18 protein-coding genes and 1 tRNA gene are annotated in these 20,761 nt (G+C 52.3%); 3 read left to right on the top strand and 16 right to left on the bottom strand.

Annotation, left to right across the window (positions count from 1 at the left end):
• Positions 1 to 141: 141 nt before the first annotated feature.
• The 8 genes from rplL to RHOLA_RS01205 form a co-directional block, all read right to left on the bottom strand.
• Positions 142 to 522: a 50S ribosomal protein L7/L12 gene (gene rplL / locus RHOLA_RS01240; RefSeq protein ID WP_038501834.1), complete on the bottom strand. Its 381-nt coding sequence runs from the start codon at positions 520 to 522 to the stop codon at positions 142 to 144.
• Positions 523 to 564: 42 nt separating this feature from the next.
• Positions 565 to 1,074, bottom strand: a complete 510-nt coding sequence (rplJ, locus tag RHOLA_RS01235) for a 50S ribosomal protein L10 (RefSeq protein ID WP_038501832.1) — start codon at positions 1,072 to 1,074, stop codon at positions 565 to 567.
• 290 nt (positions 1,075 to 1,364) lie between these two features.
• Positions 1,365 to 3,896 (bottom strand): DEAD/DEAH box helicase, encoded by a 2,532-nt coding sequence (locus tag RHOLA_RS01230; RefSeq protein WP_051636160.1) that lies wholly within the window; start codon positions 3,894 to 3,896, stop codon positions 1,365 to 1,367.
• A gap of 305 nt (positions 3,897 to 4,201) precedes the next feature.
• Positions 4,202 to 5,944 carry a sensor histidine kinase gene (locus RHOLA_RS01225; RefSeq protein WP_038501830.1) on the bottom strand — a complete coding sequence of 581 codons (1,743 nt, stop codon included), beginning with the start codon at positions 5,942 to 5,944 and terminating at the stop codon, positions 4,202 to 4,204.
• The gene (locus RHOLA_RS01220) at positions 5,944 to 6,594 is read right to left on the bottom strand and encodes a response regulator transcription factor (protein WP_038501827.1); all 651 of its coding nucleotides are present in this window, start codon (positions 6,592 to 6,594) and stop codon (positions 5,944 to 5,946) included. Before RHOLA_RS01220 ends, RHOLA_RS01225 begins: the two co-directional genes overlap by 1 nt.
• Before the next feature lie 2 nt (positions 6,595 to 6,596).
• Entirely contained in the window at positions 6,597 to 6,845 is a 249-nt protein-coding gene (locus RHOLA_RS01215) for a glutaredoxin family protein (RefSeq protein ID WP_038501824.1), read from the bottom strand.
• Positions 6,846 to 6,859: 14 nt separating this feature from the next.
• A complete protein-coding gene (locus RHOLA_RS01210) occupies positions 6,860 to 7,504 on the bottom strand; it encodes an HAD-IA family hydrolase (RefSeq protein ID WP_038501821.1) in 645 nt (214 codons plus the stop codon).
• 1 nt (position 7,505) lies between these two features.
• Complete coding sequence (locus RHOLA_RS01205) at positions 7,506 to 8,540, bottom strand: hypothetical protein (RefSeq protein WP_038501819.1); 1,035 nt, start codon at positions 8,538 to 8,540, stop codon at positions 7,506 to 7,508.
• 30 nt (positions 8,541 to 8,570) lie between these two features.
• Between RHOLA_RS01205 and RHOLA_RS01200 the strand changes: the two genes are divergently transcribed.
• Positions 8,571 to 9,560: a carbohydrate kinase family protein gene (locus tag RHOLA_RS01200; RefSeq protein ID WP_038501817.1), complete on the top strand. Its 990-nt coding sequence runs from the start codon at positions 8,571 to 8,573 to the stop codon at positions 9,558 to 9,560.
• Between the two features lie 81 nt (positions 9,561 to 9,641).
• Positions 9,642 to 13,202 (top strand): TM0106 family RecB-like putative nuclease, encoded by a 3,561-nt coding sequence (locus RHOLA_RS01195; RefSeq protein ID WP_038501814.1) that lies wholly within the window; start codon positions 9,642 to 9,644, stop codon positions 13,200 to 13,202.
• Here the strand turns inward: RHOLA_RS01195 and RHOLA_RS01190 are convergent.
• The 8 genes from RHOLA_RS01190 to RHOLA_RS01155 all read right to left on the bottom strand — a co-directional run bounded on the left by RHOLA_RS01190 (position 13,182) and on the right by RHOLA_RS01155 (position 19,339).
• Positions 13,182 to 13,922: a VIT1/CCC1 transporter family protein gene (locus RHOLA_RS01190; protein WP_038501812.1), complete on the bottom strand. Its 741-nt coding sequence runs from the start codon at positions 13,920 to 13,922 to the stop codon at positions 13,182 to 13,184. The two genes, RHOLA_RS01195 and RHOLA_RS01190, sit on opposite strands and share 21 nt — an antisense overlap.
• Positions 13,919 to 15,241, bottom strand: coding sequence for an MFS transporter (locus RHOLA_RS01185; protein WP_084321313.1), 1,323 nt, complete (start codon positions 15,239 to 15,241; stop codon positions 13,919 to 13,921). Before RHOLA_RS01185 ends, RHOLA_RS01190 begins: the two co-directional genes overlap by 4 nt.
• A 5-nt stretch (positions 15,242 to 15,246) precedes the next feature.
• Entirely contained in the window at positions 15,247 to 16,704 is a 1,458-nt protein-coding gene (locus RHOLA_RS01180; RefSeq protein WP_227818787.1) for an aminotransferase class I/II-fold pyridoxal phosphate-dependent enzyme, read from the bottom strand.
• A gap of 111 nt (positions 16,705 to 16,815) precedes the next feature.
• Positions 16,816 to 17,517: a 50S ribosomal protein L1 gene (gene rplA / locus RHOLA_RS01175; RefSeq protein ID WP_038501809.1), complete on the bottom strand. Its 702-nt coding sequence runs from the start codon at positions 17,515 to 17,517 to the stop codon at positions 16,816 to 16,818.
• Positions 17,518 to 17,599: 82 nt separating this feature from the next.
• The gene (rplK, locus tag RHOLA_RS01170) at positions 17,600 to 18,031 is read right to left on the bottom strand and encodes a 50S ribosomal protein L11 (RefSeq protein WP_038501807.1); all 432 of its coding nucleotides are present in this window, start codon (positions 18,029 to 18,031) and stop codon (positions 17,600 to 17,602) included.
• 48 nt (positions 18,032 to 18,079) lie between these two features.
• Positions 18,080 to 18,928: a transcription termination/antitermination protein NusG gene (nusG, locus tag RHOLA_RS01165; RefSeq protein WP_038501803.1), complete on the bottom strand. Its 849-nt coding sequence runs from the start codon at positions 18,926 to 18,928 to the stop codon at positions 18,080 to 18,082.
• Between the two features lie 34 nt (positions 18,929 to 18,962).
• On the bottom strand, positions 18,963 to 19,232 hold the full coding sequence (secE, locus tag RHOLA_RS01160; RefSeq protein ID WP_038501801.1) for a preprotein translocase subunit SecE: 270 nt from the start codon (positions 19,230 to 19,232) through the stop codon (positions 18,963 to 18,965).
• Between the two features lie 34 nt (positions 19,233 to 19,266).
• Positions 19,267 to 19,339 (bottom strand) — tRNA-Trp (locus RHOLA_RS01155).
• A gap of 197 nt (positions 19,340 to 19,536) precedes the next feature.
• Between RHOLA_RS01155 and RHOLA_RS01150 the strand changes: the two genes are divergently transcribed.
• The gene (locus RHOLA_RS01150; protein ID WP_038501799.1) at positions 19,537 to 20,736 is read left to right on the top strand and encodes a pyridoxal phosphate-dependent aminotransferase; all 1,200 of its coding nucleotides are present in this window, start codon (positions 19,537 to 19,539) and stop codon (positions 20,734 to 20,736) included.
• Positions 20,737 to 20,761 lie beyond the last annotated feature (25 nt).

Below are 20,761 nucleotides of genomic sequence, written 5' to 3'. Positions count from 1 at the left end.
GCGTGCAAAACGAATATTCTTTATGTTCGGGCCACCCGAACATTCGTATCGGGATATTTATCGGGGTAAAAAGACCCCAGGACATAGAAAAACTCCCCCGAACCGAAGTCCGAGGGAGTCTTTGTAGCTGTAAGTCGCAGATTACTTAAGGGTAACCTTTGCGCCAGCGCCCTCTAGAGCAGCCTTTGCCTTGTCAGCAGCGTCCTTGTTTGCGCCCTCAAGAATGGTTGCAGGTGCACCATCAACTAGAGCCTTTGCTTCGCCTAGACCTAGGTTGGTCAGTGCGCGTACTTCCTTGATAACTGCAATCTTCTGGTCGCCAGCTGATTCAAGAACTACATCGAATGAGTCCTTCTCAGCAGCAGCCTCGCCGCCGCCAGCTGCAGGTGCAGCAGCAACTGCAACAGGTGCAGCAGCAGTAACTTCGAATACTTCTTCGAAAGTCTTTACGAACTCTGAAAGCTCGATTAGTGATAGTTCCTTGAATGCATCGATAAGCTGCTCAGTTGTCAACTTTGCCATGGTGTTTCTCCTTGTTGTTTAAGTGTTTATAAAGCTTGTGGTTTAGGCGGCTAGCTTGGCGCGTAGTGCGTCGATGACGCGTACTGCCTGAGATAGCGGAGCCTGAGTAACGGCAGCTGCACGAGACATTGGCGCCTTGAATAGTCCTGCTGCCTTTGACAGTAGAACTTCACGAGACTCAAGATCTGCAAGCTTCTGCACCTCTGCAGCTGTAACAGCAACGCCATCAAAGACACCGCTCTTTACAACTAGTAGAGGATTTGCCTTGGCAAAGTCACGCAAAGCCTTTGCAACGTTGACTGCGTCACCGTGTGCGAAAGCGAGAGCGGTTGGTCCGAACAACTGGCCGTCAAATGCGGTTACTCCAGCGTTCTTTGCAGCGATCTCAATAAGAGTGTTCTTTGCTACGGCGTAGGTTGCGTCTGCACTGATGTTGCGACGAAGCTCTTTGAGCTGTGCAACGGTGAGACCGCGGTACTCGGTTAGAAAGACGGCGTTTGAGTTCTGGAATAGACCAGTTAGCTCAGCTACCTTCTCGACCTTGTTCGCCATGGCGCTCCTTGATTTGTTTATGTCGGTAGCCCCGGGAAATAAAAAATGCTCCATGCAGACGCATAGAGCAGTAAAAGGTCTCAGTGAAAACACCGATAACTGTGACTTCTAAATACACCTGCGTGGGTTGACACTTTCGTATCCTTCGTTGTCCCGTAAAGGACAAAACCGACGGTCTTTGGCTTCCCCCAGTCTAAGCCAGGTGTGGGGCCGGGCGCAACCCCTGGTTTTGGGCACGGGATAGCGAAAACCCCCGCCGGCACTGGCCAGCGGGGGTCTCGTGAAGCTAATTAGTTGGCGTACTTCTTGGCGCGAGGACGAGAAGATGCTGGCGACTCATTACCTGAATCCCCGCTGCCGCGACGATTCCCCTTAGGCTTGTCAGCCCAGCGACCCTTGCCAGAGCCGCCGTAGTTGCCACGACCGCCACCTGAGCGTCCGCCACCAGAACGACCTGAACCGCCGCGGCCACCCTCGCGTGATGAACCGCCACGGCTGTCACCAAAGTCCAAAGACTCAGGAGCCGGGATCGGCGCAATCGGACCAGCAAGCTCAACTAGCAATTCGCTAGCTGGACGAACCTCAGAGAAGATTCCATCGCGCTCTGCACGACGAAGCAGGTCTTCCATACGACGGCGACGGCTACGAGGAATCAAAGTAATAACTGTTCCCTCTTTGTTCGCACGGCCGGTACGACCTGATCGGTGTAGGTAAGTTTTGTATTCCTCAGGTGGATCAACCTGAATAACGAATGCAACGTCGTCAACGTGAATACCGCGAGCTGCAACGTCAGTTGCAACTAGAACTCGGCAACCACCCTTGGTGAAACGCTCAAGGTTGCGGTTTCGCTGGTTCTGGTTTAGGTCACCGTGAAGACGCGCGGCTGGAACACCCGCTGCGGTTAGTGATTCGCTTAGGCGCTCTGCAGTCATCTTGGTGCGAGTAAAGATGATCGACTTTCCGTGGCCCTGAACTAGACGAAGAAGAACCTGAGATCGGTCTTCTGGGTCAACGGTCATGACTCGGTGAATGATGTTTGCAGTGTCGTTCTCTTCGTTTGGCACTTCGTAAACGTAAGGGTCAGGAAGGAATTCCTTAACAAGTGCATCTACTTCGCGGTCAAGAGTTGCCGAGAACAAAAGCTTCTGGCTGTCGCCGGTTGCGCGCATGATGCGACGCACACCTTCAATGAAACCAAGATCACACATGTGGTCAGCTTCATCAACTACAAGAGTTTCAACTTCTGATAGATCTACGATGCGCTGTGAGATTAGGTCCTCTAGACGACCAGGGGTTGCCACAACAATGTCAACACCGCGGCTCATTGCGTTCTCTTGCTTGCGCTGAGGAACACCACCGTAGATACAGGTTGTGTAGAAACCAACTGCGCGGGCAATGCCGTTTACAGTGCGGTCAATCTGATCTGCAAGCTCACGGGTTGGAGCAAGGATTAGCGCACGTGGCTTACCTGGCTTGCGAGGAACGGAACCTGCTGCAACAAGCTTCATAACTAGTGGAACGGTGAAGGCAATGGTCTTACCTGAACCAGTCTTACCGCGACCAAGAACATCGCGACCAGAAATAGCGGCAGGAATTGTGCTTGCCTGGATTGGGAACGGAGCGGCTGCTCCCATTCCGGTTAGTGCCTCGAGAATGCGAGGGTGAAGTCCCATCTCGGCAAAGGTGTCAGTGGTGATTGCCTCTGAAGCCTCAACAGCATCTAGACGTTCAAGCACCTTGTCTTCGAAGAAAGCTTTCTTGTTTGGGTTTGAGTCGCGTGCACCGCGGAATGATGATTCGCGTGAATCATCGCGTGCTGCACGGTCTGGACGATTAGGGTTTCTCGAATCGTTATTGCTCTCGCGCGAGGAAAACCCGCTGTCGCGACTTTTCGGATTGCGCTCTTCGCGACCACGGTCTTCTGACCAACCGCGCTTTGCAGTGCGGTCTTCGAAACGAGTTGAATCTGACTTACCGTATGAAGGACGCTCTGCACGGTTGCGGTCGCCGAAGCCACCACCAAAACCTGAACGTGCTGGGCGGTCTTCACGGTTACCAAAAGTACGGTTTTTATCTGCAAACCCGCTGTCGCGGCTTGTGCCATCACGGCGTGCTGGACGCGCATCGCGATCATCGCGACGAGGTGCACGATCATCGCGTGAACCCCAAGTACGAGGAGCACGATCGTCGCGATTGCCGTAGCTTGGACGATCTGAGTTGTAAGCAGGACGTGATGGACGACCCGAACCTTCATTTCCACGAGGCGTCCAGTCGCGACCGCGGTCTTCACGACCACCGTTCATTTCACGAGAGTTGCGGCCACCGGAAGCTGAACCTGGACGGCCATATGAAGGACGTTCTGAACGACCCTGGTATCCGCCACGGGTTGACTCCTCGCGGCTACCGCCGCTGCGGGAAGAACCGCTGTCGCGATTCATTCCATCGCGGTTGCCGTATGAAGGGCGACCTGCAGAATTGCCACGCTCATTACCAGCAAACCCGCTGTCGCGGGTTGTGCCGTACTGCTTAGGTGCACGAGCTTCAAAGAATGCACCCTTGGCGCGAGGTGCGCGTGGAGCATCAGCGTTCGCAAATTTGCCACGCTCATTACCAGGAAGCCCGCTGTCGCGGCCTGTCCGGAATTCCGAACGCCCGCCCCTACCGTCTTCGCGTGGCTTGAAGTTTGAACCTGCGCGGCCGCTTCCGGCACCCTTAGGGAAGCCTGCCTTTGCGGCGGCCTTATCTGCAGATGATGTGCGTGGTTTACGACCCGCAGCTGCCTTTTTTGGAGCGCGCGCGTTTGATTTGCCAAAAGTTGGCATAATTTTTCCTCATTCAATTGTGTGGTTCGGCGGGGAGTAGCCGCTGTGAACCGGTGGGTTAGTCGAACAGCTGCTAAACCCACACACAAGAAAAACTCTGCATAACGGCAGATCTTATTTAGAGGAAAAGACTGGTACATCTTCAGCGGTGGCGCTTCTGTGGCCACTTGAATCAAGTGATGTACTGCAAACGACTACTGTCACATTTCTGTAACGCTATAAGCCTAACTTGGCAGACCTGATTTGGCTAGACCCAATTTCACACCGATGCCAGCCAGACGCTCATCGGTGTTGGGTTTGACCGGCTAAATGGCGATGGCCGCCCCCAGAACCGTGTATCCCCCGCGGTTTTCCAACTGCCAGCTAAAGGCCACCTCATCCAAAATCGATGATCCGTAGCCCGCCTCAATCTCAGCAGGCAGTGGCTGGCCATCGTTCGTCACGGTGATGCCCAGCAAATGCGGGCCGGTTAGCTCAATGGCAATAACAACGTGCTCAGCCTTGCCATGTTTTGCCGCGTTACTTACCGCCTCGCGAACAACCTCGGCGGCGCAAGCAGAAGCCACTGGATTTGCCTCAAGCTGAGCCACCAGTTCCTTTGAAAGCTGCGGCAATTCAACTTCAACCGCCCCTTCCCAAACATCCCGAATCTGTTCTAGAACATCAACGAAGTTCTCGGTGCCCTCACCTGATTCAAGTTTGTTAATAGCCGCGCTGATATCTGACTGCACTGATTCAATTTCTTCGGCACTTGGCGATTGCGACTTTGCCAGGCGAATTGCAGACGCGTACAAAGCGGACTGAACTGACCCGTGAAGAATTGAAGCAATGCGCCGGCGATTTAGCCAAACCTCTTGACGCAGTTGCGAGTTCATAATGGCAAGATCAGAAACAACGTTTTTCATTTCACGCTCAGCATCACTTCGCTGGGTTCGCAGAAACTGCATGTAGAACGAAACCAGGGTAATGACTACCTGAGCGGAGATTGATTGAATGTAAAGAGTTGGGTTCAAGCCAAAACCCAGCAAAGCTAACGCAGTATTCGCCATGACGCCACAGACTGCTGCGATCAGCATCGAAATCAGTAAGGCAACCACAAAAGGCACCCAAACATTTTTCAAGATGAATTGAAAGAACTTGTAGCTGGCCAGAATAACTAACAAACTCACAACGCTGGTTAATAACACCGCGTCTGGAAAAGTGATCACGTTTGACGCAATTGCAATTGAAGCGGTTCCAAAGAAAGCAATCTCAGGAACAATCATTGCGCCCGCAGACAATCGGCTAGGAAATCTGCTCTTGGAATAAGCACCAGATGCCCTGCGAGTAATTTGATTAACCTGATTATCGATCTGCGAGTTAAGACCAATGTCTCGGCTGAGTGGGCGAACAACTGTCTCTACTAAGTCAGTTAGTTTTGCCGAGACTGTTTTTGACGAGCTTTCCAGCTCAGATTGAATTTGCTTAACTGCCGGCTCTAAAGCCACCTGAACGCGACGTAATAAATCCGCGCGCTGCAACCTAATTCGCTCACGAATACCACCGCGAAGTTCATCGAGTTCCGCCTTTTCAGCTTCCAATTCGGCGAGAGTTTTTTCGTGGCGCATTCGCGAAGCGTTGAATATCGCCAAGATGGCAATCGATCCATAGACATAAAGTGGACCACCAACCAAGCGATACCAAAGCTCTGCCTCTGGCATTACGCCCAGCGCTGCCCCGGTTGTGTAAACAGATAGGCCTCTGGCTAATCCCGCCACCACGTAGGCAAGTGAGGTCAGCAGCAGCTTGGGTTTGCGCCCCGGTGTGACTGGCAACACGGTAGCCCTAAATGCCAGCAAAACAATAACCGTAGCCAGATAACCAACCGTTGCAACTATGAACCACTCCAGGATCGAACCCGAAAGTCTGGTTGGGCTGCTGCCAATAAAAAGCGCAAAAGACAGCGGCGCAAACTGTAGCAACACACGATTGCTTAGTGCGATTGGACCAGCTGCATTATTGATTGCATCGCGAAGGCTGGTCTTTGGGGTGACAAACCGTTCAGCCATTAGACGTCAGAGAGAGATTTTCCAGATGCGCGCAAGTAGGTTGCTGCGGCTTCAACACGAGCGTTTCCCTCGGCCTGCACGTCAATGTCTAGCGCTTGGAAGATGCGGCTTACGATTCCCTCAACGGCGCGAATTGTGGTGCCGCGCTTGTCAGCGATTTGGGCGTTGGTGTATCCCATGGCCAAAAGCTGCAACACCGATATTTGTTTGCGCGATAAGCCACGTAGTGGGCGGCTTTCATCTAGGTCGTGCCTGAAGTCAGCGGTGATTGAATCGTGAAGCACAGCCTCAAGCGCATTAACCAATTCATTGGAATCGATAAGTTGTGATTTGCGAAGATAAGAAATGTTGGTTGGTAAATCTTTGGTCTCACGGCCAGCAAATCTTGCATCTGGCAGATTGGTTAGAAATACAATGCCAACCTCTGGTGAGGTTTTCTGCAGTGACTCTGCAAAATCAAAACCATTTGGACCAGGGCCCAGCTCAACATCAAGCACTACCGCGTCTGGATCTGTTGCCTTGAATACTCGCGCCGCATCCGCCGCGTTCGCTGCTGTAGTTACCTGAAAACCACTGGTCTCCAAAGTTTTGGCGATGAGGTCGCGAAGCAGCGACTCATCTTCAACTACAACAACGTGGCGGTTGTACATGCTTAGATCAAGCCTCGGCTGGTCAGGGCTGCGTGCAAAGCTGCATCGGTTGGTTCAACCATGAATTCACCGTCTTTAAAAACAACCACTGGAATGTTCTTGCGACCGGCGATGCCCTCAGCCTCGGCAGCTAGATTTACATCTTGCTCAACATCTTTCATGTCGTACTCAACACCAAGAGTGTTAAGCAACGACTTTGAGCGACGGCAATCGCTGCACCAATCGGCACCGTAAAAAGTAACTTCAGCCATTTTGTTTCTCTCTTTTATCGCAGTCTGGATTTATCCGGAATGAATAAGACTTCTCCATCAAATGTAATGCCTGATAGGTCCTTGATTACAAGGTCCGCCATTGACGCCAGCGCTCGTTCACTGACCCCAATAACCAAACCAACTCCAGCCTCAATGCCAGCCTCAACACCGGCAGGGGCGTCCTCAAAAACCACGCAATCCGCCGGATCAAAACCCAGACGCTCGGCGCCCAGTAAATAAGGGTCCGGGAACGGCTTGCCGCGCTGCACGTCATCACCGGTAACCAACTCGGCAGGAATTGGCAGTCCGGCGGCGGCTAGGCGAGCCCGGCCAAGGTTTGCGTTTGCTGAGGTGCAGACCGTCCAGGTTCCGGGGGTGAGCGAAGTCAGCAATTCAACCGCACCAGCTAGGGCCAAAGTCTCTCCCGCTGAGGCTTGCTCAAGTTCATTGATGCGATTATTGGCAACCTCAAATTGCTCTGGTCCAACGTGCTCACGCACTTTGTCTTCGGCACGTACCCCCGCGTTTTCGGGCACATCCCATTTGAAATTCGGCGCAAACTCACTGGCCCATTGACTCCAGGCTACGTTTGCTGCCTGGTGTGAATCAACCAATACGCCATCGTTGTCAAACAACAACCCCGATGCAAAATACTTCAAACTATTTACTCTCTTTATTGCGCTCAGTGATTGTCACGTAAATGCCAACTACTGCCAGCAGCAACAAGACCTTTGCTGGCGCAAGTTCTTGAATAAACCAGTTCCAAGTTGGGCCAGTGATAATCGGCTCAGTTGCGCAGTCAACACCTTCACAATTAATCGGTGGCTGTGGCCAGGTTTGCAATTTGCTAATTGCATCGGTGCCAAACGCGAAAGCCATGATGGTTACCACCGAACCAAAAATTATTGACAGTACAAGGTTGAGGTTTGCTGCGCCAGCAGCAAGTGCGGTTCGTGGTTTTGGCGGAGCTGCTTTTGCAGACTTTGCTTTGGCAGCAAAGCGAGTGCCCCAAACTACACCGGCAGCCACGATTGCGATGATTATCACCCAAACCCAAACCTGCAAGTTGGTGCGAGTCACATCGTAGACACCCAGTCCAAAAATGATGGCCACCGCAGTTGCCAAAATCGGCACCGCATAACCAAGCCCAAGGGCCTTTTGCGCTTCCGACATCTTTTGCTTAACGCCATCGGTGTTGGTTGATTCGTCATGACGGAACACAAATGCCGCAAGCAAAACGTAAACCACCAAACCGGTGGCCAAAAGAATCGGCACGTAAACGCTAAAGATTCGCAGGAACGCACTCTCAGAACGACCAGCGTATGAATTGAATGCGCCCAAGAAATTACCGATCGCAAAAATAGCACCGCCGGCCAAACCAACAATGATGCCCAGAGTGCTAAAGCGATGAGCCGCACGCGCCAGCGAACTTGAATCCTGCGACTGCTCGCGAGCCTTGATGGCCAGGCCCTGAGCCAGCAACGAAGAAACCGCAACTGCTGCGATGCCTAAGAGAAATAGGTACGGAGCAACCTGAAAGATTTCTTCTTTGAAGAAGACATTGCCGTTAGGGCCGTACTGTGGCTGAGGCACGTACAGATTGGCCAGGGTTGCCCCCATAAAGCTAAGCCAGGCAGCCAAAAGACCAATGAGCGGTAGGGCAATTGCACGGTTGGCAAGAGGAATTCTGTTCATGGCACCAGCCTATCCCCCTAAACTTTTTGCATGATCCTTGTTATTGGCGAAGCCCTGATTGACCTAATCGAAAACCGTTACCAAGCGGGCTCATTCAATGCGATTGTTGGTGGAGCTAATGCCAACGTTTCAATTGCACTCGCCAGACGAGGAACCCCACAGCAATTTTTAGCGCGCATCTCAGGCGATGGCTTTGGCAAAATCATTCGCGAAAAACTCAAGTCAAACAACGTGGGTCTTGACTATGTGGTTGACGCCAAAGAGCAGACCACCATGGTCACAGTTTCTATTGATTCAAATGGCGTTCCGTCTTACTCCTTCTACGTAAACGGAACCGCCGACTGGGGTTGGACTCCGCAGGAACTTCCCACCGATGCCGACCTAGAAAACTTGCACGCCACCGCAATTCAATTTGGGTGCCTAACCATGGCGATGGGTCCGGGCAATTTGGTTATCGAAGATTGGGCCCGAGAGCACTACAAGCAAAAATCTGTGACGATAAGCCACGACATCAACATGCGTCCGGCACTGGGGTTTGAACGCAATCACGAGCGCCTGAGAGTTGAACGCATCAATGATATTTCGCACATCATCAAGGCGTCCGATGAAGACATTCACTGGCTATACGACATGGCCGATGGCGAAGACGTTGACAAGGTCGTTTGGAAGTGGATTGGCGACTCGGCTCGTCACGTTTTCATTACTCGCGGCGGCGATGGCGTATCGGTGTATCGACTAGCAGCAGATGGCTCGCGTACCCGCTTTGATGTGGCATCGCGCAAAATCAATGTGGTTGACACGGTTGGAGCAGGTGACACTTTCTGTGCGAATTTGCTTGGGCAGCTTTCTGACGTGGACGCCCTGGGTACCGATCCGTTTGATCGCTTGCAGAACTTGAGCGATGACGTGATTCGTGAATTTGTCTGGACTGCGGGTATAGCAGCTTCAATCACCTGCGAGCGTGCCGGTGCCGAGCCGCCAACCAAGGCAGATCTGGATGCGGTGTTAGCAACGCTCTAAATGTCAGTGCTGCGTGCGAGAATCTCTCCATAAAGAAAACAGCTGGGCGACCAGCTCTAAAAAAATCTTGGAGAGATCCACATGTATAAGTTAAAAGATTCCGATTCGCCCAACCTGTGGGCGTTCAACACGCGTGACCTCATGCGGGCCGCAACCTGTGATCACTGCATCAAGCTGGCTATTGCCAAAGAGCTAGACATGCCCGGTGTGCGTGCCCTGGTTGAGCCATACGAGCTTGAGGGCAAGACGCTTGCCATGGCCTACGGTGACAAATTTGAGGCCGAAATTGAAGCAGAACTCCGGGCCTCACTTGGTGACGCCAACTTCAAGCGACCGGAAGGCAAAGACACCTTTGCCGAAACAGTCTCACTAATGCATTCCGGTGTGCCGGTTATCTATCAGGGTGCCCTGCGTCACCGCTCGGGGCTGGCGGAATTCACCGGGCGCCCAGACTTTTTGGTGCGCGGCGACTACGACCTTGAGTTTGTCAACGGAAAACTCACCGCCAAGCTTTCCAAAGATCGTGCTGGTTCCAAAAACGAGCACGGCACATTGGGCTACATCGCTTGGGACGCCAAACTAGCCAGCTCTGCCAAACCCCACTACCTACTTCAGGTTGCTCTGTATGTTGAAGCTCTTGATGCGCTTGGCCTAAAGGCAAACGCCATGCACGGTCTGATTTTGGGCTCGCGCACTCTAGAACTCTTTGAAGAGGGTGAAATTGTTCCGGCGATGCGTCAAGCTCGCTCATATCTAGAGGCTGCCTTTGAGCAAGCGGCATCGGGTGATTTGAAAGGTTTTGAACTCAAGCACCTGTCGCTGCACTGTGAGGTGCAAAGCACCTGCTCAATTTGTGAGTACCCAGATCTATGTGCACACGATCGCAAAGAAGTAGACCACCTGGTTCAGATTGCTGGCATCAATAAGTCACAGATTGAAAAGCTCAAGAAAGCCGGCATCACCACAATGACTGCGCTTTCTGAAGCAACTGATGAACAGCGCCCCAGCGATTTTGTACCCGGGAGTTTTGACAAACTACGCAAGCAAGCAAAATTGCAAACTAGCTTTCGCCAAACCGGTAAACACTCTTTCTTAGTCGTCGATGACCCAGAGATTGGTGTTCTTCCACCACCGTCTGCCAATGACATCTTTTTTGACATGGAGGGCTTTCCCTACTTTGAAGAGAAGGGCGGGCTTGAGTATCTATTTGGCGCCATCACCCGCGACAAGCAGTTCCACGAATTCTGGGCACACAACCGCGAACAAGAGGCTACGGCCTTCTCAGCCTTTGTTGAGTTTGCCTTCAACAAGCTCCAAGCCGACCCAACTGCACACATCTATCACTACGCACCCTATGAGGTAACCGCACTCAATAAGTTGGCGGCACGTCACGGCGTAATGGAAGCCCAGGTTGACTGGCTAATCACCCAGGGCAAAATGATCGACCTCTACAAAGTCGTCAAGGGTTCAATCATGGTTAGCCAACCAAGTTACTCAATCAAGAAGCTTGAGGCATTTTACGAATTTGGCCGCAAGAGCACTGTGGTTGATGCCGGTTCAAGCATTGAAGAGTACGACTACTATCGCCAACTTGCCGATCAAGACCCGGTTGAGGCCAAGCGGGTCCTGCAGACTATTGCCGATTACAACGAAGACGACTGTGTCTCAACGCTTGCACTCTACGAATGGCTGTCATCAATGCCAGGGGCGCACGCCAAGTATGAAGAGTTCCGCCAGGCGGTCGATAGAAAAAAAGCTGAGTGGGCCGCTGACCCAGATGATGAAGACAGCGCAACCAACAGAGCTGAGCGCGAACTAGCCGAGCTACAGCGTGCCACTAACCACATGGCTAAAGCAGTCGCCGACTGGCGCTGGGGTGAAGACAGCCAGGCGGATTATCGGGCAAAGATTTGGCAGGCTCTGATGCACTCCGTGCTCTATTACAAGCGCGAAGAAGTTATCACTTTCCGTGAGCGCTACCTACGTCGCGAGGCCGTAGACGAAACTTTACATGCCGATCGCAAGGCACTTGTGGTCACCGGCTGCCAGCGTGAGGCAAGTGGTTTTGATGGCATGCACCTGAATCCAACCGTGAAAATCACTTTGGATTACAACTACGTGTTAGACCCGGGGCAAACCCTGATGTTAAAACCGGGCACAGCAATTTACGTTCGCTTCAGTTACGGGGCAAATCAAAACGAACTTGATAAAGGCACGCTGGTTGCGGTTGAAGGAAATCGCATCAGCTTTAAGCGTGTGACCACAATTGCCAACGCAAACTTTGAGCCCAACGCTATCTTCGAGGATCTGTTCATTCGTGCCGGTGGCAAACAAGATGCAGTCCGCGAGAACGCTCTTGGCTTAGCCAACGAGTGGGTCTCACCCATGTTTGAGGCGCCAACCGGAAACGCCACCTTAGATTTGCTGATGCGGCGGCCACCATCACTGATTGACGATGGCTCGTTATTGCCAGTGTCAGGCGATGAGTACCTTCCGGCCGTTATCAATGCGGTTGAGCGCATGCACCGAACAGTGCTGGCAATTCAAGGGCCACCTGGGTCTGGCAAGACCTACCTAGGCTCACGGACCATCGCGCACCTGGTTGAGCAAGGTAAAAAGATTGCCGTGGTGGCAAACTCTCACTCTGCAGTTGAGAATCTGCTTTCGGGTTGTATTGAAGCCGGGGTATCCGGCAGCGCGATTGCCAAGCAACCCAAAAAAGAGGACCGCACACCAAGGGCCTGGACCACCCCATCGGGTTATTCAGTAATGAAGAATTGGCGAGCCAGGCAGACCAGCGGCTACGTGATTGGCGGTACCGCCTGGACCTTTTGCAGCAGCTTCATTTTGCAAGAGGAGTTCGACTACATCTTTATTGACGAGGCTGCACAGTTCTCGCTGGTGGACGCAATAGCCGTTGGCGGCGGTTCCATCAACATTGTGCTGCTTGGCGACCCCATGCAGCTAACCCAGGTGGTGCAGGCTGTGCATCCCGGCGGAGTCGACAACTCGGCACTTGGCCATTACATGGGTGATCAACAAATTCTTGATCAAGAGCACGGGTACTTCGTTGAGGTCACTCGGCGAATGCACCCCAAAGTTAATGCTCCGGTGTCATGGTTGTCCTACCAAAATCGTTTGCACTCTCACCACGATGCCCACTCTCAACAGATTCCCGGACTGAGTCCAGGCTTCCAACTTCACCCCGTTAGGCACATTGGTAATTCGTCACACTCCGCCGAAGAAGTTGAAGCGGTGCTTGCCCTAACGAAAAAGCATCTTGAGTTGGTAGGTCAGGACCAGGTTCTAATCGTGGCTCCGTATAACGCGCAGGTAGATGCAATTCGTAATGCGCTTGATGAAGTAAATCTCACTGAGGTGCAGGTTGGCACGGTTGATAAATTCCAGGGTCGCGAAGCCCAAATCGTAATTATTTCTCTAGCGGCTTCAACCTCTGACGATGCGCCCCGCGGCCTGGAGTTCCTGCTTGATCGAAATCGATTGAATGTGGCACTGTCTCGGGCCAAGACAAACAGCTACCTTGTGTTTTGTCCAGACCTAATCCGCACCAGGTTCAACAATGTTGAAGACGTTAAGGCCATTAGCCGATTGGCCGGTCTGTTAAATTTCGCTGACGCCTAGCAACATACCGACTAGATAGGTTGCACCAACTGCGATGCCTCCAAAAACAAGTTGACGCAGGGCGCTCTTCACAAATGATTTGCGGGTGAATCTTGCCGAGATACCGCCGGCAAGTAGCAACCCAATCGCGCCAATGCCAAGACCTAGTATCAGCGAGTCGAAGCCCAGAATATAAGGAATCAAAGGAACAGCAGCCCCAGCCGCGAACATCGCAAAAGAAGAGAAGGCGGCAATCCAGGGTGACGGGTTTGAGTGTGGGTCTATGCCAAGTTCCTGAGTGATGTGCACGCGAGCTGCAACAGCCTTGTTCTCGTGAATTTCTCGAGCAGCCGCGGCGGCAGTTTTATCCGACATTCCCATGGAATTGAAGTGTCTAGCTAATTCGTGAATTTCACCTTCGGGATTTCTCTCGTGGGCTGCGATTTCAATTGCCAACTCTGAATGAACTTGTTCGTTAGCCGTCTTGACCGACGCATACTCGCCCAGTGCCATAGAAAAAGCGCCGGCAACCAAACCAGCCGAGCCGGTAACCAAAATCACCGGGGCCGAAGCACCTGCCGCACCAATACCAGCAATCAAAGCGATGTTCGACACCAAACCATCCATGGCGCCGAATACCGCTGCTCGCAACCAACCGCCGGAAATATCCGGGTGACTGTGATCGTAATCGTGCGGGTCGGCTGTTCTGATTTGATCGGTGTTTGGTTTCATCTCATTCATGAGCCAACCTTTGCTTCTGTCTCAGAGGATTGCTTTCCGGTTGATGCGTGCGCTGCCGCAATAGCCTTGCGACCCGATGGTAACAAAATAGCGGCTGCGGCAACAACCACCATCAAACCTCCGGTTGCAATTAGCAGGCTCTCAACCCGGAACACATCGGCCAGCGGACCAAGCACCGCCATACCAAGAGGCATGGCAACAGAGATCACTATGCCCACAAATCCAAACACCCGCCCTTGGCGCTCTAACTCAACCGTTTCTTGCAAGAGAGTCATAGCCGAGGTGAAGAATGCTGGCACCGCCAAACCAATAATGAAAAACAGCACGTAATACAAAATCAGGTTGGTGGTGAATCCAAGCGCCACCGCCAGCATGCCAAAGAAAATTGATGTTCCAATAATCAAAGAGATACGATTCACCTTTTTAGCAAACACAGCAATCAAGGCTCCACCCAAGGCCATGCCCACGCTGAAGGAAACTTCCAAAACTGTTAGCTTCCACACCTCAGTGCCAAAGTTTCTGGCGATCATAAGTGGTGACAGGTTTGACGGGGCAACTGTCAGCAGAAATACGATTGCAAAAATACCCATTACCCAGCGCACGAGGTCGTGAGTAAAGATGTAATTAATTCCGTCTTTTAGATCGGCAAAGTACGAAGGCTTGTCGGCACTCGCGGCACGCTCAAGAGTAGGTACCGCAATCAAAGTGAGCAGCCCAATTCCAATTACTGCAGTGATTACGTCAATAAAGAAAATGGCAACGATAGACATGTTGGCGTACACCGCGGCAGCAGCCACCGGCGCCAGAAGACCAAGTGCAGATTGAATGCTGCTGTTGATTCCATTGATGCTCATCAACTTATCTGTTGGCACAATCTGAGGTAGCAATGCTGAAACCGCTGGCATTTGCACACCGGCACCAACGGATCTAACCGCCATCACCAAGAAAATCAGCCATAGGTCATCGACTCCAGATAGCATCAACAGCGCAAGTCCCAGAGTGGCCAGAGCAATCACCGAGTCCGAGACAATGATCATGGCTCGGCGGTTGACTCGGTCTGCCCAGACTCCGGCAAAAATGGAAACAATCGCCTGAGGCAAGAAGCCAAATATGGCTGCCAGCGCTAGAACTAATCCAGACTTGGTGGTGAGGGTCAAGTGCCACATGATTGCGTACTGCACCAAGAATGAACCAAACATTGAAACGGTTTGCCCGGTCATAAAAATGGCTACGCGCTTTTTCCACCCAGGCATGTTTGCGCTGGACTGACTGTCTAAGTCGGTTGCGGTGTCTGGTTGGTTTGTCGTCGCTGCATCCATTTGGATTATTCCTTTGGTAGGACTTTTAGTGTCTCTAGAGTTGGGTCGGCCACAAACGCAATACGCACTCCCATGTCGCGTGCCTTGAAAAGCGCGCTGAGTGCGGCTTGGGTGATTCGCTCGCCCGGGGAAAGCACCGGAACACCTGGTGGGTAAGGGCAAATCATTTCTGCAGACACTCGGCCAACCGCATCCTCGGCCGCAACAACTTCGTAATCAGAGAAGAATGCCTCACGCGGGGTGACTACAACTTCTGGCTCAATTGAGAACGCCGGCAGAATTTCAATCGGACGCGGCTCTCCACGGTGCGCCTCAACCGAGGCAATGATCTTCTTAACCAGATCGTTGATTCGGTCTGGGGTGTCCGCAAAGGTAATCATTGGAATGATCAGGTCACGATTTGCCATTTCAACATCGATGTTGGCTGCCAGCAGATCGGCTTCAATCTTGTTTCCATCGGCACCGCAGCCACTTAGCAAAATCACGAGCTTCAGCGGGTCAATATATTCGCCGTCAATAACTTCAATACCGGCTGCAACTAGGGCTGCTCGGCCACGCTCGGTTGCTTCAATTACCGGGCCGATTAGTTCCTCACCGTGGCGCTCAAGCAGGGCCCGCGCGGCATCAATCGATGCAAGAATGCGACCAGACATTGAGGTGGTCTGGGTAGAGTCAAACATTTTGTTGAATCGAGCAAGATCAACGTACTCGTCTCTAACCAAAACAAATGACGCTTGCGAATATGAGGGCAATGTCTTGTGCGCTGAGGTCACCACGATGTCAGCACCTTCAGCAATCGGGTGGTTTGGCAGCTCTGGGTGGAACCCGTAGTGGGCAGCCCACGCGGCATCAACAATCAACGGAATTCCGGCATCGTGACAAACCTTGGAAAGGCGGGGAATGTTTGACATGGTGCCCACATATGAAGGCTCACCAATTAGCACCGCTTTTGCGTCTGGGTGCGCAGCAATGGTTTCAGCCAATCTTGACGATGGCAAGTACTCCGGCAAACCGGTTGCCGGGTTGATCTCAGGCCGGATCCAAACCGGAACAACGCCGGCATAAACCATGCCCACCAAGACGGATTTGTGAAGCGTGCGCGAAACAATGACCTTGTCACCGGGTGAGGCAACTGCCATCACCGCAGCGTGATTTGAACCTGATGAGCCGTTTACACCAAAACGACAAAGTTCGGCGCCCCAAAGTTTTGCGGCGATCGCCTCAGCTTCAAGAATGAGCGAGGGTGAAATTCTGTGGGTGTGATTGCCAGGTAGTACTGGAATGTCACCGTCAACAATGGCACCGGTTAGGTCGGTGCGTCCCTTATGTCCAGGAATCTGAAATGGTGATCTATCGGTCTCCATATCGCGGATCCACGCGTCTAGCAGGGGTGCGCTGGTTCGCAAACCCATTGGGTCTTTCGTGTCAAGAAGTGTGGCTGCGCCAAATGCGTGCTGAGGCAATATCCCGCCTTTCGGTTAATCGGCTTTTAGCCTAATGAAATAAACACCGATGACAAAGGGACCAGGTCTTTTGACCTGATCCCCTCATCGGAATTCTTGTTGTTCGAAGGTTTAGAACTCAACCTTGGTCACGTTGGTGTCTAGCAAGATGCCAGGACCAAATGTGGTTGAAAGTGCACCCTTGATTAGGTAGCGACCCTTTGAAGACGAAGGCTTCAAACGTAGGATCTCGTCCATTGCGGTAGCAAGGTTTTCACCCAACTGCTCCTTGGTGAACGATGCCTTACCAATGATGAAGTGAAGGTTTGACTGCTTGTCAATGCGGAACTCGATACGTCCACCCTTGATGTCGTTTACAGCCTTCGCTACATCTGGGGTCACGGTACCGGTCTTTGGGTTTGGCATTAGGTTACGAGGACCAAGTACCTTACCTAGACGACCAACCTTACCCATGAGTTCAGGAGTCGAAACTGCAGAGTCGAAGTCTGTCCAACCTGCGGCTACCTTTTCGATAAGTTCGTCTCCACCAACTTCGTCAGCGCCCGCAGCCTTAGCTGCATCTGCTGCAGCACCGGTTGCGAAAACGATAACGCGTGCAGTCTTACCAGTTCCGTGTGGAAGTGAAACAGTTCCACGGATCATCTGATCTGCCTTGCGAGGGTCAACACCGAGCTTGAATGCAGCCTCGATGGTTGAGTCGAACTTCTTTGAACCAGTCTCGCGAATAATCGCAACTGCTTCAGCTGGAGTATATAGCTTGCCTTCTTCAATAAGAGCGGCGGCTGCTACATAAGCCTTTGAGCGCTTTGCCATGCTGTTGTTCCTTTTCTAATTGGTCACAGTTGTGGTCAACGTACCGCGCACGGTACTCCCACGACTTAGTGGATGAGGTTTATTAAGCCTCGGTGGTGATTCCCATTGAGCGTGCGGTACCCGCGATGATCTTTGCTGCTGCGTCAACATCGTTGGCGTTCAGGTCAGACATCTTCTGCTCGGCAATCTTGTAAAGCGCGTCCTTAGACAAGGTTGCAACCTTCACGGTGTGAGGAGTTGCTGAACCCTTTGCTACGCCAGCTGCCTTCTTGATTAGTTCAGCTGCTGGTGGAGTCTTTAGAACGAATGTGAATGAACGGTCTTCGTAAACAGTAATTTCTACTGGGATTACGTTGCCCTTCTGGTCTGCAGTTGCGTTGTTGTACGCGGTGCAGAACTCCATGATGTTCACACCGTGCTGACCAAGAGCTGGACCAATCGGTGGAGCTGGGTTAGCAGCGCCCGCCTGGATCTGCAGCTTGATCATTCCGGTGATCTTTTTGCTCGGTGCCATTTGATTTTTCCTTTTGTTTGTTTGGAAACTTTTAAATTCGTTTTATTGCTAGTTCAGTGCGCCAACCTGGTCGAAGCCAAGCTCCACAGGAGTCTCGCGCTCGAACAGTGAAACAAGAACAGTGAGCTTGCCGCTCTCTGGCTTGATTTCTGAGATGGTGCCAGGCAGACCAGCGAATGATCCGTCCTTGATCATGATGCTTTCGCCAACCTTGAAATCAATGTTGACTGGGATGGCCTTAGCCTTGCCCTTGACTGCAACGCCACCCTTAGCGGCAGTCTTTGCGGCTGCTTCTTCAGGAAGTACGTACATTGACTTCAACATGTTGAATGCTTCGTCTGGGCGAAGTGGAGTTGGGTTCTGTGAGTTTCCAACGAAACCGGTTACAGCAGGTGTGTGGCGAACCAATGACCATGACTCTTCGTTCATTTCCATGCGGATCAAAACGTAGCCTGGGATGCGAACTTTGGTGACCAACTTGCGCTGGCCGTTCTTGATCTCAATGGTGTCTTCCATTGGTACTTCAATCTGGAAGATGTCGTCTCCACCCTCGATTGCAAGCTTTCGGTTTTCAATGTTCTGCTTAACGCGCTTCTCGTAACCCGCGTAAGAGTGAATCACGTACCACTTGCCAGGAAGGCGACGAAGCTCCGCCTTGAATTCACGATAAGGATCGTCTGATCCGCCTTCGTTTACTTCGGCATCAATTGCTGCAACTTCTTCTTTAGCTTCAACAATTGCTTCTTCGAGCTCTAGGTCCTGCTCAAGTTCTGCAGCAGCGTCCTGCGCAAGGTCAGCAAAGTCTGCATCGGCCTCAGCAATTACCGCGTCAGCAGCAACGTCTTGAACCTCGGCCAATGCCTCTAGTTCGTCGCGTTCTGTTTCAGTCAATTCGATTTCCTTACTTAGAAGTTTTTAATGCGCTTGATTGTTAAGCCGTTGGGGTGAAGATGAACACCACACCCTGGTAGAAAATCCAGTCGAAGAACGAAATGATCAACATCACAACGACCACGAATGCCAACACAACTCCGGTGTAGTTGCGAAGCTCGGCCCAAGTTGGCTTGGTGACCTTCTTCAACTCACTTACAACCTGCTTGAAGAACAAGATGATGCGTGCGATGAAGTTGCGGCTTGAAGCCTTGTCGGCTTTAGCCTTTTCGACTACATCTTCTGAGACTTGCTCTAGCTCTTCAGCCATGCTCATTCCTTCTTCTTCGTTTAAGTACTGCTAGCAGGGCGGACAGGACTCGAACCTGCAACCCTCGGTTTTGGAGACCGATGCTCTACCAATTGAGCCACCACCCTTTGAGGGAAAATCTGACAACGCGAGCGGCAGTCATCCGGGCGTCAAAAAATTAGATAAATCTAAGAATTGATTAATTTGCCAGATTAGGCTTCCTGAGTTGTCAAACTCACTTCCTAAAGGATACCCGCCAGCGCCCAGTAATGCAAAGGGAAGTTGCCGGCACCGGTCATCGGTGTTGCCGTTGTAACCTTTATTCATGCCTGAATTCCCTCGTATCTCTAAGCGCATTGGCGCAATTGCTGAATCTGCGACCCTAAAGGTGGATGCCAAGGCCAAAGCCCTTCAGGCAGCGGGCCGCCCAGTCATCTCTTATGCAGCCGGCGAACCAGACTTTGCCACCCCGGCCCACATCGTTGAGGCCGCCGCCAAGGCAGTTCTTGACCCCAAAAACCACCGATACACCCCTGCGATTGGCCTTCCGGACCTACGCGAGGCAATTGCCGCCAAGACCAAGCTAGATTCCGGCACCGATATCACCGCGGCTCAGGTTGTGGTGACCAACGGCGGTAAGCAGGCCGTTTATCAGGCATTTGCCACCATCGTGGACCCGGGTGACGAAGTTTTGATGCCTACCCCGTTCTGGACCACCTACCCGGAGGCCATTCGCCTGGCCGGTGGTGTGCCGGTTGAGGTTTTTGCTGGCGCCGACCAAAACTACAAGGTCACCGTTGAGCAGCTTGAGGCTGCCCGCACCCCAAAATCCAAGGTGCTGCTTTTTGTTTCACCATCAAACCCAACCGGATCTGTCTACAGCCGCGAGGAAAGTGAGGCTATTGGTCGCTGGGCTTTTGAAAATGGCATGTGGGTAATCACCGACGAGATTTACCAGAACCTGACCTACGACGGCCTAAAGGCAATCTCAATCACAGAGGCAGTTCCAGAACTGATCGACCGCACGATTTTCGTGAACGGTGTTGCCAAGACCTACGCAATGACCGGTTGGCGTCTGGGCTGGATGGCCGGCCCGCTTGACGCAATGAAAGCCGCCGGAAATCTGCAGTCGCACCTGTCTTCGAACGTTTCGAACATTTCGCAAAAGGCAGCCCTGGCCGCACTAACCGGACCGCAGGATGAAGTGCTTGCTATGCGCGACGCCTTCGATCGTCGTCGCAAGGTTGCGGTTGCCGAGTTGAACAAAATCTCTGGTTGGAATGCACCAATGCCGCAGGGTGCTTTTTATGTTTATTCCGACGTGACCGGTTTGCTTGGTCGCGAGTGGGGTGGCAAAACCATCAACACCTCGCTTGAGCTTTGCGATTACATTCTTGATGCAGCAGAGGTTGCTCTGGTTCCTGGTGAAGCTTTTGGCCCATCAGGTTACGTGCGTTTGTCTTACGCCCTTGGTGATGCCCCACTGCTTGATGGTATTCAACGGTTACAGCGTCTGTTCCAGTAATTCGCCCAAGCGTCGCATGCCGTGT

The sequence above is a fragment of the Rhodoluna lacicola genome (genome assembly GCF_000699505.1).
In the GTDB taxonomy this organism is placed as follows: Bacteria; Actinomycetota; Actinomycetes; order Actinomycetales; family Microbacteriaceae; genus Rhodoluna; species Rhodoluna lacicola.
Note: the sequence above shows the minus strand (reverse complement) of the source record. Positions and strands in the feature narration are given on the sequence as shown.